Raw genomic sequence first — 13,931 nt, 5'->3', positions numbered from 1 at the left:
GCTGGACGATGTAAAACCCAATGAAGCCAAAAGATGCGCCGTACTTCACTGCAGAAATGGTGGCGACCGGCTCGTCGTCCAGCAGCCCGACCAGAAAACCACCGTGATCAGCCGCGTAAAACGCATCGGCATCGTGCAGCCCCGGGTTCCAGCCTTCGGCAGCTGCCCAGTCAATAGCGATGTTGACCTCAGGGCGGGTCATCGGGCGGATGGTGTATGTGTTGGGGGACATGGTCATGCGCCCATTTTGCCCGAGCCAGGTTTCAGTTCAAGCTGCTGACTGGCGCGAGGCCGGGTGAGGTGCTGGGCCTGTGCTGGGACGACATCGTTGCCAAGTGGCATAGGTTGACGCTTCCGCCGCGCCTTCTCCTTTTGACGCAGCTCGCGCTGCAGGACTTCGTGCTGGCCTTGCAGTTCACGCAGGGTCGATTGGGCATGCTGGAATCAGGTGCTGTCGCGCTACAGAACGGTTCACGCCCAGCCTTGGGTTGGTGTTCGAAAACCCTTTTCGCGGCACCAGGCATGCAAGTCTTCTTCCGACACAGGGCAGGTGTCTGGTTCAGTGCCAGCTACGCTGGGCGGGGCCCTAAGATTGAGCTGGCAAATCAGTCGGCAGCTGAACCTCAAATACTGACACAGTGGGTATCACGAAGGTTTGCCCTTGTTCTGTCGGTATGCGCCTGCTCATGCCTGCTAGAGGTCTGCATTGAGCTTTTCCTCTTTATGAGGCCAGATATGTCATCAGGCACCCTCACACCAGGCTGACGCATGGGCCCGTCCGGGCCGACGTCAAGTGTCAGTGGGCAGCAGGCGTCTGATGTGTCATCAACCGGTCGGTATAGGCAATCGCCATGGCCGAGAGCAGGAAAGTGATGTGGATCGCGGTTTGCGCAATCAGCACCTTGTTGTCGTAGTTGGCGGCGTTGATGAAGGTCTTGAGCAGGTGAATCGAGCTGATGCCGATGATGGCGGTGGCGAGCTTGACTTTGAGCACCGAGGCATTGACGTGGTCCAGCCACTCCGGCTGGTCGCGGTGGCCTTCGAGGTCCATGCGCGACACAAAGGTTTCATAACCGCCCACAATCACCATGATCAGCAGGTTGGAGATCATCACCACGTCAATCAGCGCCAACAACACCAGCATGATGATGGTTTCATTCAGGTGCGTGATCTGGACGTCACTCTTGTAGCCGATGCTCTCGATCAGGGCTGCCAGGGCGGCCTGGTTGCCAAACGCCGCCTCCAGCAGGTGCAGCAGTTCCAGCAGAAAGTGGTATACATACACGCCTTGCGCGGCAATCAAGCCCAGGTACAGGGGCAGTTGCAACCAGCGACTGGCAAAAATCAGACGTGGAATCGGGCGCAGGACCGGACTTTTCTCGGAGTTGGGGGACGACATGGTTTCTCAATCAATAGAACTGGGCGGCAAGTTTATCGTGATCGTGTGTCCGGTGTTTGGCAGTCAGTGGCATGTAAGTGCCAGCCTGGACATTATTGCGTGCATTTAATTTAACTAGAGGAGATTGATCTGTGAGCACACAACCGTCTGCAATTGAATCCGTGTTGGTTGAAAACCGCGTTTTCCCGCCCAGTGATGCCGTCGTCCGGGCCGCCCGCATTTCCGGCATGGACGGTTATCACGCCCTGTGCGCCGAAGCCGAGAAGGATTTTGAAGGGTTCTGGGCTCGTCTGGCCCGTGAAAACGTGGTCTGGAACAAACCCTTTACCAAGACCCTGGACGAGTCCAACGCGCCTTTTTACAAGTGGTTTGAAGACGGTGAGCTCAATGCCTCGGCCAATTGCCTCGATAAACACATGGGCACGGCCAATGAAAACAAGGTCGCGGTCATTTTTGAAGCCGATGATGGCAGCGTCACCAAAACCACCTACAAGGAATTGCTGGCCCGCGTCAGCCAGTTTGCCAATGCGCTCAAGGCGCGTGGCGTCCAGAAGGGTGACCGTGTCCTGATTTACATGCCCATGACCCTCGAAGGGGTGATCGCCATGCAGGCATGCGCCCGTATTGGCGCCACCCACAGCGTGGTGTTTGGCGGTTTCTCGGCCAAGGCGCTGCAGGAGCGCATCATCGACGCCGGTGCGGTGGCGGTGGTGACGTCGAATTTCCAGATGCGCGGTGGCAAGGAGTTGCCGCTGAAGGCGATTGTGGACGAAGGCCTGGGTCTGGGTGGCTGCGAGTCGATCAAGACTGTGCTGGTGTACGAGCGCACCGCCACCCCCTGCAACATGGTGGCAGGCCGCGACATCACCTTCACCGAAGCGCTGGCCAGCCAGAGCACCGAGTGTGCCCCGGTGATGGTCGGGGCCGAACACCCGCTGTTTGTGCTCTACACCTCGGGCTCGACTGGCAAACCCAAGGGGGTGCAGCACGCCACCGGCGGTTTTGTGCTGTGGTCCAAGCTGACGATGGACTGGACGTTTGACCTGCGCGCTGACGACGTGTTCTGGTGCACGGCCGACATCGGCTGGATCACCGGTCACGCCTATGTGGCCTATGGCCCGCTGGCCGCTGGCGCCACCCAGATCATTTTTGAAGGCATCCCGACCTACCCGAACGCTGGCCGCTTCTGGCAGATGATCGAACGTCACAAGTGCAGCATTTTCTACACGGCTCCGACGGCGATCCGCTCCTTGATCAAGGCGGCTGAAAGTGATGAAAAGGTTCATCCTGACCGCTCGGACCTCTCCAGCCTGCGTATCCTGGGCTCGGTGGGCGAACCGATCAACCCCGAAGCCTGGATGTGGTACTACAAGAACATCGGCAAAGAGCGTTGCCCGATTGTGGACACCTTCTGGCAAACCGAGACCGGCGGTCACATGATCACTCCGCTGCCCGGCGCCACACCGCTGGTGCCTGGCAGCTGTACCTTGCCGCTGCCCGGCATCATGGCCGCCATCGTGGACGAAGCGGGTCATGACGTGCCCAACGGTTCCGGTGGCATGTTGGTGGTCAAGCGCCCCTGGCCATCCATGATCCGCACCATCTGGAACGATCCCGAGCGCTTCAAGAACAGCTATTTCCCGCCGGAAATGGGCGGCAAGCTGTACCTGGCTGGCGACGGTGCCGTGCGCAGTGCCGACCGGGGCTACTTCCGCATCACCGGCCGTATCGACGACGTGTTGAACGTGTCGGGTCACCGCATGGGCACGATGGAAATTGAATCAGCGCTGGTGGCCAAGACCGACCTGGTGGCAGAAGCCGCCGTGGTGGGTCGCCCCGATGATTTGACGGGTGAGGCGATTTGCGCCTTTGTGGTGCTTAAGCGTGGTTGCCCGTCCGGAGATGAAGCCAAGGCGATTGCCAAGGAGTTGCGTGACTGGGTGGCCAAGGAAATTGGCCCGATCGCCAAGCCGAAAGACATCCGTTTTGGTGAGAACCTGCCCAAGACCCGTTCCGGCAAGATCATGCGCCGTCTGTTGCGTTCGCTGGCCAAGGGTGAGTCGATTACCCAGGACACCTCGACGCTGGAAAATCCGGCGATCTTGAGTCAGTTGGGTCAAACCTACTGATGTTGTAAAAAAGCCCGCAATTGCGGGCTTTTTGTTGTTGGGCCGAGGGATGACGCTATTTGAGTGACAACACCCAGCGGACCAGGGTGTCGGCTTCGGCCTGGTTCACCTGCGGGTTGGCCGGCATGGGCACGGCACCCCAGACCCCCGAGCCACCTTTCATGATTTTGGTGGCCAGCTTGGCACTGACGTTTTGCCCCGCGTATTTCTGGGCGACATCCTTGTAGGCGGGGCCGACGACTTTTTTGTCAACGGCGTGGCAGGCCATGCAGTTCTTCTTTTGTGCCAGGGCTTGGTCGGCCAGCACCGGTGTGGTCACAACCGTGGCGGCAACCAGGGCAAAAAGCGTGCGTTTCATGGTGTCATCCTTTGAAATAACAAACAACAAGTCATTAACGGCATTGTACGGATGGGCGTTGACAAGCTTCGGCGGCAAATACCGGTTACCCTTGGGGAATCTGTGATTTGTGCCGGGAGAGGGTGTCATGTACCTGTTGGTTTTGGGACTGGTTTTGTTGGGGCTGAAATACATCGAGTGGGGCCCGGTGGCGCTGTGGCCCTGGTGGCTGGTGCTGGCGCCGTTTGCGCTGGCGGCGGCCTGGTGGGCCTGGGCCGACAGCTCGGGCTACACCAAACGCAAAGCTATGGAACGTGAAGACCGCCGACGTGATGCGCGCCGGGCTCGTACCAAGGAAGCGCTGGACAACAATTTTCGCAAGAACCACCGTCGCTGAATTGAGCACTTTGCAGGTGTATTGACCTGCCTGACCCCGCTGGTGAACCTGTGGGACATAATCCGAAACGCACTTTTTGCTCCTGTCTTCCCCTTTTTTTGACGATCAATCACCATGCCCACCTACCGTTCCAAAACCTCCACCGCTGGTCGCAACATGGCTGGTGCCCGTTCACTCTGGCGCGCCACCGGCATGAAGGACGACGACTTCCAGAAGCCCATCATCGCGGTGGTCAACTCTTTCACCCAGTTCGTGCCCGGCCATGTGCACCTGAAGGACCTGGGCCAGCTGGTAGCGCGCGAGATTGAGGCGGCCGGCGGCGTCGCCAAAGAGTTCAACACCATTGCCGTGGACGACGGCATCGCCATGGGCCACGACGGCATGCTGTATTCGCTGCCCAGCCGCGACATCATTGCCGACTCGGTCGAGTACATGGTCAACGCCCATTGCGCCGATGCCATGGTGTGCATCTCCAACTGCGACAAGATCACCCCTGGCATGCTGATGGCCGCGATGCGCCTGAATATCCCGGTGGTGTTTGTCTCCGGCGGCCCGATGGAAGCCGGCAAGACCAAGCTGGGTGTCATCAAGCTCGACCTGATCGACGCCATGGTGATGGCCGCCGACAGCAAGGTGAGTGACGCGGAAGTGGCCGAAGTGGAGCGTTCTGCCTGCCCGACCTGCGGCTCCTGCTCGGGCATGTTCACCGCCAACTCCATGAACTGCCTGACCGAGGCGCTGGGTCTGGCCCTGCCGGGCAATGGCACCGTGGTGGCCACCCATGCCGACCGCGAGGCCTTGTTCAAACGCGCCGGCCACCTGATCGTTGAGCTGGCCAAGCGTTATTACGAGCAGGACGACACCACGGTGCTGCCGCGTTCGGTCGGCCCCAAGGCGTTCGAGAACGCCATGACGCTGGACATCGCCATGGGTGGCTCCACCAACACCATCCTGCACTTGCTGGCCATTGCCCAGGAGGCCGAGATTGACTTCACCATGAAAGACATTGACCGCTTGTCACGTGTGGTACCGCAGCTGTGCAAGGTGGCGCCCAATACGCAGAAATACCATGTCGAGGACGTGCACCGTGCCGGTGGCATCATGGCCATCCTGGGTGAGCTGGACCGTGCCGGCAAGCTGCACACTGACGTGCCCACGGTGCATGCCAAAACCATGAAGGACGCGCTGGACCAGTGGGACATCCTGCGCACCCAGTCCCCCGAGGTGCACACGTTCTATCGGGCCGGCCCCGCCGGCAAGCCCAGCCAGGTGGCGTTCAGCCAGGCCACACGCTGGCCCAGCCTGGACACGGACCGTTCTGAGGGCTGTATCCGCTCCATCGACCACGCCTTTTCACAAGAGGGTGGCCTGGCGGTGCTGGTGGGCAACATCGCGCTGAATGGCTGCGTGGTGAAAACTGCAGGTGTGGATGATGCTCTGCTGGTGTTTGAAGGCCCGGCCCATGTGACCGAGTCGCAGGACGAGGCCGTGGAGCATGTGCTGAATGACCAGGTCAAGGCCGGTGACGTGGTCATCGTGCGCTACGAAGGACCCAAGGGCGGCCCCGGCATGCAGGAAATGCTCTACCCCACCAGCTACATCAAGTCCAAGGGCCTGGGCAAGGCCTGCGCGCTGCTGACCGATGGCCGCTTCTCCGGCGGCACTTCGGGCCTGTCGATCGGCCACGCCTCGCCCGAGGCGGCGGCCGGTGGCGCCATCGGCCTGGTGCGCAACGGCGATCGGATTCGCATCGACATCCCGAATCGCAGCATCAACGTGCTGCTGTCGGACGAAGAACTGGCCAAACGCCGTGCCGAGCAGAATGCCCTTGGCTGGAAGCCCGCCAAGCCGCGCCCGCGCAAGGTGTCGGCTGCGCTCAAGGCCTATGCCAAGCTGGTGATGTCGGCCGACAAAGGCGCGGTGCGCGACCTGTCGCTGCTGGACGACTGAGTTTTTGAGTCGTTGACCGCTTGACCCCATCCATGCACTTCATGCGTTTGCTGAAGTGCATTTTTGTTTTGAACCCATGTTGATCCATCCTGACATCCATCCTGTGGCCCTGCAACTCGGGCCGGTGGCCGTGCACTGGTACGGTCTGACCTATCTGGCGGCATTTGGCTTGTTCATGTGGCTGGCGAATTTGCGCCTGCGCCATGAACCGTTTGTCTCCCTCACCGGTGCTCAGGCCTGGAGTCGCAAGGATGTGGAAGACATTTTGTTCCTGGGCGTGATGGGGGTGATTTTGGGCGGACGCATTGGCTACTGCCTGTTTTACAAACCGGTCTACTACGCCGCCCATCCGCTGGAGGTGTTTGCCGTGTGGCAGGGCGGCATGAGTTTTCATGGCGGCATGCTGGGCGTGGTGGTGGCTGAAATCTGGTTCGCCTGGTCGCGCAAACGCCCCTTGCTGCAAGTGGCAGATTTTGTCGCCCCCTGTGTGCCCACCGGGCTGGCCATGGGGCGCGTGGGCAACTTCATCAATGGTGAGTTGTGGGGCAGGGTGGCCAGCCCGGATCTGCCTTGGGGCATGGTGTTTCGCGGGGCCGGAGACCTGCCGCGTCATCCGTCGCAGATCTACCAGTTTTTGCTGGAGGGCCTGTTGTTGTTTGTGGTGTTGTGGCTGTATGCCCGCCGGCCACGCTTGCCGGGCCAGGTGGCCGCGGCCTTTTTGTTCGGTTATGGTGTGCTGCGCTTCACGGCGGAGTTTTTCCGCGAGCCAGACGCCCATTTGGGCCTGCTGAGCCTGGGCATGAGCATGGGCCAGTGGCTGTGTGTGCCGATGATTCTGGGCGGCGCCGGTTTGTGGCTGTGGACGCGTGCGAGGTTCACGGAAAAATAGGAAAAATCGACCTCTAGCCCGGATATCCATTGCCTTGTTAGCTATCAAAATGAGAGTAAATCATGCCGGCGCGTATTGAGCTGCGGCAGCAGCAAGGGGTGGCGCAGGTCACCCTGAGTCATCCCCGTCGATTTAATGCGATGTCCCGCGCCATGTGGCGCGACTTGCGCAGCGTGTTTGAGGGTATCCAGCGGGATGCCACTGTGCGTTGTGTACTGGTGCTTGGCCATGGCGCGCATTTTTGTGCTGGCGGTGACATTTCGGAATACGCCAGCTTTCGTTTTGAAGAGGCCTCCTTGCGTGAATTTCATGAAGAGGATGTCTGGGGCGCTTTGAACGCCATGCTCAACTGCGATGTGCCGATGGTGGCGCAAATCACTGGCAATTGCATGGGCGCGGGGGTCGAGATTGCCAGTTGCTGCGACATCCGGCTGGCGGCCGAATCGGCCCAGTTTGGCGCACCGATTGCCCGCCTGGGGTTTCCGATGGCGCCGCGTGAGGCGGCTTTGGTGGGGCGCGAAGTGGGTCTGGTGACGGCGCGCCAGATGTTGCTGGAGGCGGCGGTGTTCAGTGCGCCGGAGATGGCGCAGCGCGGCTTTTTGAGCCGGGTGGTGGCAGATGTGGACCTGGCCACGCTGGCGCAGTCCACGGTGCAGCGCATGGCCGGGCTGGCGCCGCAAGCTGCGCGCCTGAACAAACAGACACTTCGGGTACTCAATAGCCATCCAGCCCACGTCAATCAAGCGCCGGTAGCTATGAATTCTGTCACAGACCCAGACCCGCTGGCAGCCTTGTTGCAACGTGCTTATGCCTACGCTGACAGTGCTGAGCAGCGCGAAGGCATCACCGCGTTTCTGGAGAAGCGCCCGCCGCGATTCTGACCTTGGCCGAGCGCCACCTTGTACGAGAGATGCCATGACCAACCCGTCTTCCAACCTGTATACGGCGCTGCGCCGGGCCTTTCCCGCTGATCTGGAACACACCGCCATCGAGACTGACAGTGGCCTGTTTTATACCTGGCGCGACCTGGAGAGCGGCACCGCCATGCTGGCGAATTTTCTGCAATCGCTGGACTTGCCCGATGGCGCACGTATTGCCGTGCAGGTGGAAAAGTCGGTTGAGGCGCTGATGCTCTACCTGGCCACCTTACGGGCCGGTTATGTATTTTTGCCGCTGAACACGGCCTACCAGAGCGCCGAGATGGACTACTTCATCCAGGATGCCGAGCCTGCCGTGGTGGTGTGCAGCGCGGCCAACTTTGGCTGGGTCAGCAAGCTGGCGTTCCGGGCTGGAACCCCGTGGGTGTTCACGCTCAATGATGATCGCAGCGGCAGCCTGCTTGAGCGCGCCGCCCACTGGCCGGATCAGCATCAGGTGGTGGTCAGGCAAGCCGATGATGTGGCGGTGATCATCTACACCAGCGGCACCACCGGCCGCTCCAAGGGGGCCATGCTGACCCATGGCAACATGCTCAGCAACGCGCTGGTGCTCAAGGATTACTGGGGCTGGCGCTCTGCCGCCGAGGGCGGTGATGTGTTGATTCATGCGCTGCCAATTTTCCATGTGCATGGTCTGTTTGTGGCCATCCACGGTGCCTTGATCAACGGCAGCAAGATGATCTGGTGCGCCAAGTTCGATCCCCGGCTGGTGTTGCGCAAAATGCCCGAAGCCACGGTGTTCATGGGGGTGCCGACGTTGTATGTGCGGCTGCTGGCCGAACCCGGCCTGACGCCCGCGCTTGCCAGCCACATGCGTCTGTTCATTTCGGGCTCGGCACCTTTGCTGATGGACACTTTCGAGGCCTGGCAGCAGCGCACCGGCCACACGATTCTGGAGCGGTATGGCATGAGTGAAACCATCATGTTGACCTCCAACCCCTACGTGGGCGAGCGCCGTGGTGGCACCGTGGGACTGCCGCTGCCCGGTGTGAGCCTGCGCGTGGTCGGTGGTGACGGGCGGATGCTGGCGCCGGGTGAGATTGGCGACATCCAGGTCAAGGGGCCGAATGTGTTTGCCGGCTACTGGCGCATGCCGGAGAAAACCGCCCAGGAGTTCACGGCCGACGGTTTCTTCAAGACCGGTGATGTCGGCAGACAGGCGGCTGATGGGTATGTGACGATTGTGGGTCGCAGCAAGGACCTGATCATCAGCGGGGGGTACAACGTCTACCCGGCGGAGCTGGAGAGTGTCATCAACGACCTGCCCGGTGTGGCCGAGAGCGCGGTGGTGGGGGTGCCGCATGCTGACTTTGGCGAGGTTGGGGTTGCGGTGGTGGTGCCGCGTGCTGGCGTGTCACTGGCGCCGGCAGCCATTCTGGCCAGGCTCAAGGCCAGTGTGGCCAATTACAAGGTGCCCAAGCAATGTTTTGTTGTCACCGATCTGCCACGCAACACCATGGGCAAGGTACAAAAAAATGTGCTGCGTGACCGTTACGGCGTGACACAAGGCGGCTAGCATCCAGGTTAGCACTACCGGAGACTGTCTTGAAAGTGATTCAATCTTTGCTGCGCCATGAGATTGATCTGGCCACTGCTCTGGACACCTGGCGCGCTTTCCAGCCGGACTTGATCCTGGTGTTTGGCCCGGCGGACTGGTTGCGCACACTGGCGCAACCGCTGGCCACCCACTTTGGCCATGCCTGTTATCTGGGGTGCACCACGGCGGGGGAAATTTCTGCACAGGGTGTCAGCGACGGTACTTGTGTGGTGACGGCGCTGCGTTTTGAGTCGGCCCGGGTGCAGATGACCAGCACGGTTCTGATGGACATGTCGGATTCGGCGGCAGCGGGCGCCAGGCTGGCGCAGCAGCTGCCGGCACCGGGGTTGCGCGCGGTGTGGGTACTGGGGCAGGGCGTCGGTATCAATGGCAGTGCCATGATTGCCGGTATGACCGGGGTGCTGGGGAGTGGGGTGTTGATTGCCGGTGGTCTGGCAGGTGATGCGGCGGCATTCAAGGAAACCTTTGTCCTGGATGGAGCCGGCGTACATGCTGATCGGCTGGTGGGTGTGGGCCTGTACGGGCAGGCGCTGGAAGTGACCCATGGTTCGTTTGGCGGCTGGGCGCCTTTTGGCCCGGCGCGCAAGGTCACTCGCTGTCGTGGCAATCTGTTGTATGAACTCGACGGTGAGGCCGCGCTGGATGTTTACAAACGTTATCTGGGTGAACATGCCAAGGACCTGCCGGCCTCGGGTTTGTTGTTTCCATTTGCCATGCTGGGCCGTGACCGCTCCGAGGTCGGCTTGATTCGCACCATCCTGGCGGTGGATGAGGCCCAGGGCAGCCTGACCCTGGCCGGTGACATCGACCCTGATGGTTATCTGCGGCTGATGCATGCCAGTACCGATGCGCTGGTGGATGGCGCTGAGGCGGCGGCGCAGGCAGCTTTGACGAAGTCATCCGGTGGTGATCCGGGGTTGGCCTTGCTGGTCAGTTGTGTCGGGCGCAAACTGGTGATGGGAGGGCGGGTGGAGGAAGAAGTGGAGGCGGTCGCCGAGGTGTTCCACCAGCACGCGGTTCTGGCCGGCTTTTATGCCTACGGTGAGATCAGTCCGTTCACGGGTGAAGTGACCTGTCGTTTGCACAACCAGACCATGACGATCACCTACGTGACGGAAAACACTTTGCCAGCCTGACATGAGCGCCTGTGTATGCATAAGTTATTGAGCCGCCAGGCCCGGCGTCTGCTGGGGGTGGAAGAGAGTCAGCTGCCGGTGGTGCTGGCGGAACTGGGGCAGTTGGCTCAGTTGCCAGGCCAGTCTGAGGCTACCCGACGGTTCCTGTCGGGGCTGGGTGGTTTCCTGGCCCGCGTGGAAGAAGCCTACGAACAAAATGACCGGGATCTTGACCTGAAAACGCGCAGCCTGCAGCTGAGTTCGGTCGAGTTGTCACACGCCAATGATCGCCTGCGCCAGGAACTCGACAGCCGCACCCGCGCCATGGATTCGCTGCGTGAAACAGCCAGCGGCTTGATGCAGCAGTTGAACCCTGAAACACCGGTGCTGCGCGAGGACAGTCTGGAGTCCCTGTCACGGTTGATGTCGGAGCTGGTCCGCCAGCGTGAAACCAGTCAGCGTGAGTTGCAGGTCGCATTGTCGGGCCTGGCCAAACAGAAATTTGCGCTGGACCAGCACGCCATTGTCAGCATCACGGATGTGGCGGGCAACATCACCTATGCCAATGACAAGTTTTGCCAGATCAGTGGTTACTCGCGCGAGGAGCTGCTTGGACGGAACCATCGCCTGATCAAATCCGGGGTGCTGCCCTCGGCCTTTTTTGCCCAGTTGTGGCAAACCATTTTGTCGGGGCAGGTCTGGCACGGCGAGATTTGCAACCGGGCCAAGACCGGGGTACTGTATTGGGTGCAGGCCACGATCGTGCCGCTGCTGGATGACCGCGGCGCACCTGAACAGTTCATTGCCATCCGAACCGACATCACGGCGCGCAAACAGATGCAGACGGCCATGGCCGAGGCCGAAGACCGCCTGCGTCGCATCACCAATGCGGTGCCGGGGGTGGTCTACCAGTGTGTGGTTGGTCATGGCCAGGTCCGCTACACCTTCCTGAGTGAGCGGCTGGCCGAGGTGCGTGGCCTGGATCACGAGGCCCTGCTGGCCAATGGCCGGCTGGCGTTTGAGCAAATTGTCGAGTGGGACCGGGAGCGCTGCTTTGCCGAGGTGCTGGCTGCCGGTGAGCGGCGTGAAGGCTGGGCCAGGGATTACCAGATCCGGTTGCCTGATGGCCGCTTGCGCTGGATTCGCTCTGAAATCTTGCCGGATCCGCTGCCGGCTGCCGATGGTTCAACAGTGTTTACCGGCATCTGGCAGGATGTGACGCAATTCAAGGAAGCGGATCAGCGCTTGCGCGAGGTGACGGAGAGCATCCCGGTGGTGGTGTTTCAGTATCGGCTCTGGGCCGATGGCCGTCAGAACTTTCCATTTTGCAGTTCGGTGGCGGAACAGATTTGTGGTCTGTCACCGCAGGCGGTGATGGCCGACCCGGCAGAATTTTTCCAGCAGATTGTTCCGCAGGACAGGGAGGCCTTTGTGCAGGCTTTCAAGGCGTCGGTACACACGGGTGAGCGGATCTCGCTGGACTTCAGGATGAACCACAAACATACCGGTGTCCCGATCTGGGTGCATGGTGAGTCCATGCCACAAAAGGCGGCAGACGGCGGGGTGCTCTGGAATGGTTATCTGGCCGACATCTCTGCTGCCAAGCAGGCTTCACAGGAGTTGCGCCGGGCCAAGGAGGCCGCCGAAGTGGCCAACCGGGCCAAGTCCGATTTCCTGGCGAACATGAGCCACGAAATCCGTACCCCCATGAACGGGGTCATCGGCATGACCGAACTGGCGCTGGATACCGACTTGACCGCTGAGCAGCGTGAATACCTGGAAATGGTCAAGACCTCGTCTGACGCTCTGCTCAGAATCATCAACGATATTCTTGATTTTTCAAAAATCGAGGCCGGCAAGCTTCAGATCGAAAAAATAGCCTTTGATCTTGGCAGGATGGTGAATGACACCGTCAAGGCCCTGACGGTGCGGGCACAGGCCAAAGGTATTGGGCTGGTTTGTGAACTGGCGCCAGGGATGCCCTTGGCCGTGATGGGGGATCCGGGCCGTTTGCGGCAGATTTTGATGAACCTGGTGGGCAACGCCATCAAATTCACGGATCAGGGCCAGGTGCTTGTTCGTGTCAGTGCCCAGGCGCGTAACCCACAGCAGTATCTGTTCAGCTTTTCGGTCAAGGACACCGGCATCGGCATTCCAGAATCCAAATTGCACACCATTTTTGAGGCCTTCTCACAAGAGGACAGCAGTATCACGCGACGCTTTGGCGGTACAGGCCTGGGCCTGTCGATTTCTTCCCGATTGGTGGAGGCCATGGGTGGCCAGATTTCGGTTCAGAGTGAATTGGGGCGTGGTAGCCAGTTCGACTTTTCGGTGGTGATGGAGCTGACAAAACAATGGCCGGCTTCGCCGTCTGGTTTGCCAGCGGCTATGCGTGAGGTGGAACAGGGAGTGCCACCGCGAAAAGGCCTGGCTGCGCTGGACATTCTGCTGGTGGAAGACAACCTGGTCAATCAAAAATTGGCGGGCGCCTTGCTGGCGCGTGAGGGACACCGGGTTTCGCTGGCTGGTGATGGGCAGGTGGCCCTGGACATGTTGGCACAGCACCGCTTTGACCTGGTTTTCATGGACATGATGATGCCTGTGCTTGACGGGTTGGAAGCCACCCGGCGTTTTCGTGCCAGCGAACTGGGTAGCCGCACGCCGGTGGTGGCCATGACCGCCAATGTCATGTCGGGTGACCGTGAGCGTTGTTTGGCTGCAGGCATGGATGACTACCTGTCCAAACCCTTGTCGCTGGCCGAGTTGCGCCGTGTCCTCAGCCGTTTTGGCGAGGAGCAGGTGACCAATATCGCGACCGGGTCACCCGGTGACCAGCCGGTAGTCACCGGCCCGGCGGCGGAGCCAGGTTTTGACTATGTCACGGCGCTGGCTGCTGCAGATCAGGAAATTGTTGGCATCATTGCCGGGATTTTCATGGAGCAATGGCCCCTGGATCTGCAAAAAATGACCAAGGCCCTGGATTTGGGGGAATTTGCCCCGCTGGTGCTCACTGCACACGCTCTCAAGGGGACGCTCGGGATGTTCGGAGCGCAACCTGCGGTTGAGTTGGCTGCCGATCTGGAGCGTCTGGCTTCTGCGCCGGGAGTGAGCGGCCCTGGCCCCGCCGCCGAGCCCATGCGAGCCAAGCTGGCGGCGTTACAGGCGCAGGTCACACATTTGCTGACGGCTTTGCTCAATCGGCCCGCATGACGGACAGAA

General features: G+C 60.6%; 10 protein-coding genes and 1 pseudogene. 8 read left to right on the top strand and 3 right to left on the bottom strand.

From position 1 onward, the window contains the following. Both PHW99_RS09215 and PHW99_RS09210 read right to left on the bottom strand, forming a co-directional pair. Positions 1-232, bottom strand: a pseudogene (locus PHW99_RS09215) (GNAT family N-acetyltransferase); the annotation flags it as partial. A 564-nt stretch (positions 233-796) separates the two neighbouring features. Continuing rightward, entirely contained in the window at positions 797-1,399 is a 603-nt protein-coding gene (locus PHW99_RS09210; protein ID WP_300176033.1) for a YqhA family protein, read from the bottom strand. Between the two features lie 131 nt (positions 1,400-1,530). Here PHW99_RS09210 and acs point away from each other — a divergent pair, with 131 nt between their 5' ends. Further along, a complete protein-coding gene (acs, locus tag PHW99_RS09205) occupies positions 1,531-3,528 on the top strand; it encodes an acetate--CoA ligase (protein WP_300176030.1) in 1,998 nt (665 codons plus the stop codon). A 55-nt stretch (positions 3,529-3,583) separates the two neighbouring features. Here acs and PHW99_RS09200 read toward each other — a convergent pair whose 3' ends face one another. Then, the gene (locus tag PHW99_RS09200) at positions 3,584-3,886 is read right to left on the bottom strand and encodes a c-type cytochrome (protein ID WP_300176027.1); all 303 of its coding nucleotides are present in this window, start codon (positions 3,884-3,886) and stop codon (positions 3,584-3,586) included. A 127-nt stretch (positions 3,887-4,013) separates the two neighbouring features. On the opposite strand from PHW99_RS09200, the gene PHW99_RS09195 reads away from it, so the two are divergent. The 7 genes from PHW99_RS09195 to PHW99_RS09165 all read left to right on the top strand — a co-directional run bounded on the left by PHW99_RS09195 (position 4,014) and on the right by PHW99_RS09165 (position 13,922). Beyond that, a complete protein-coding gene (locus tag PHW99_RS09195) occupies positions 4,014-4,262 on the top strand; it encodes a TIGR04438 family Trp-rich protein (protein ID WP_300176025.1) in 249 nt (82 codons plus the stop codon). 114 nt (positions 4,263-4,376) lie between these two features. Continuing rightward, the gene (gene ilvD, locus PHW99_RS09190) at positions 4,377-6,212 is read left to right on the top strand and encodes a dihydroxy-acid dehydratase (RefSeq protein WP_300176022.1); all 1,836 of its coding nucleotides are present in this window, start codon (positions 4,377-4,379) and stop codon (positions 6,210-6,212) included. Positions 6,213-6,288: 76 nt separating this feature from the next. Then, positions 6,289-7,101 (top strand): prolipoprotein diacylglyceryl transferase, encoded by an 813-nt coding sequence (gene lgt / locus PHW99_RS09185; protein ID WP_300176017.1) that lies wholly within the window; start codon positions 6,289-6,291, stop codon positions 7,099-7,101. Between the two features lie 62 nt (positions 7,102-7,163). After that, positions 7,164-7,982: an enoyl-CoA hydratase/isomerase family protein gene (locus PHW99_RS09180; protein ID WP_300176013.1), complete on the top strand. Its 819-nt coding sequence runs from the start codon at positions 7,164-7,166 to the stop codon at positions 7,980-7,982. Positions 7,983-8,016: 34 nt separating this feature from the next. Continuing rightward, positions 8,017-9,555, top strand: coding sequence for a malonyl-CoA synthase (locus PHW99_RS09175; RefSeq protein ID WP_300176010.1), 1,539 nt, complete (start codon positions 8,017-8,019; stop codon positions 9,553-9,555). Positions 9,556-9,590: 35 nt separating this feature from the next. After that, a complete protein-coding gene (locus PHW99_RS09170; RefSeq protein ID WP_300176035.1) occupies positions 9,591-10,733 on the top strand; it encodes an FIST N-terminal domain-containing protein in 1,143 nt (380 codons plus the stop codon). 15 nt (positions 10,734-10,748) lie between these two features. Beyond that, positions 10,749-13,922, top strand: a complete 3,174-nt coding sequence (locus tag PHW99_RS09165; protein ID WP_300176007.1) for a PAS domain-containing protein — start codon at positions 10,749-10,751, stop codon at positions 13,920-13,922. Positions 13,923-13,931 lie beyond the last annotated feature (9 nt).

This window comes from Rhodoferax sp., assembly GCF_028689305.1.
Taxonomy (GTDB): domain Bacteria; phylum Pseudomonadota; class Gammaproteobacteria; order Burkholderiales; family Burkholderiaceae_C; genus Rhodoferax.
The sequence above is the reverse complement of the archived record's forward strand: the minus strand, read 5'-3'. Positions and strand labels throughout refer to the sequence as shown.

What these genes read in the sequence shown, in the direction of transcription:
- PHW99_RS09210 (WP_300176033.1), bottom strand. Translation starts at nt 1,399, where the DNA reads ATGTCGTCCCCCAACTCCGAGAAAAGTCCGGTCCTGCGCCCGATTCCA.
- PHW99_RS09200 (WP_300176027.1), bottom strand. Translation starts at nt 3,886, where the DNA reads ATGAAACGCACGCTTTTTGCCCTGGTTGCCGCCACGGTTGTGACCACA.
- PHW99_RS09195 (WP_300176025.1), top strand. Translation starts at nt 4,014, where the DNA reads ATGTACCTGTTGGTTTTGGGACTGGTTTTGTTGGGGCTGAAATACATC.
- ilvD (WP_300176022.1), top strand. Translation starts at nt 4,377, where the DNA reads ATGCCCACCTACCGTTCCAAAACCTCCACCGCTGGTCGCAACATGGCT.
- lgt (WP_300176017.1), top strand. Translation starts at nt 6,289, where the DNA reads ATGTTGATCCATCCTGACATCCATCCTGTGGCCCTGCAACTCGGGCCG.
- PHW99_RS09180 (WP_300176013.1), top strand. Translation starts at nt 7,164, where the DNA reads ATGCCGGCGCGTATTGAGCTGCGGCAGCAGCAAGGGGTGGCGCAGGTC.
- PHW99_RS09175 (WP_300176010.1), top strand. Translation starts at nt 8,017, where the DNA reads ATGACCAACCCGTCTTCCAACCTGTATACGGCGCTGCGCCGGGCCTTT.
- PHW99_RS09165 (WP_300176007.1), top strand. Translation starts at nt 10,749, where the DNA reads ATGCATAAGTTATTGAGCCGCCAGGCCCGGCGTCTGCTGGGGGTGGAA.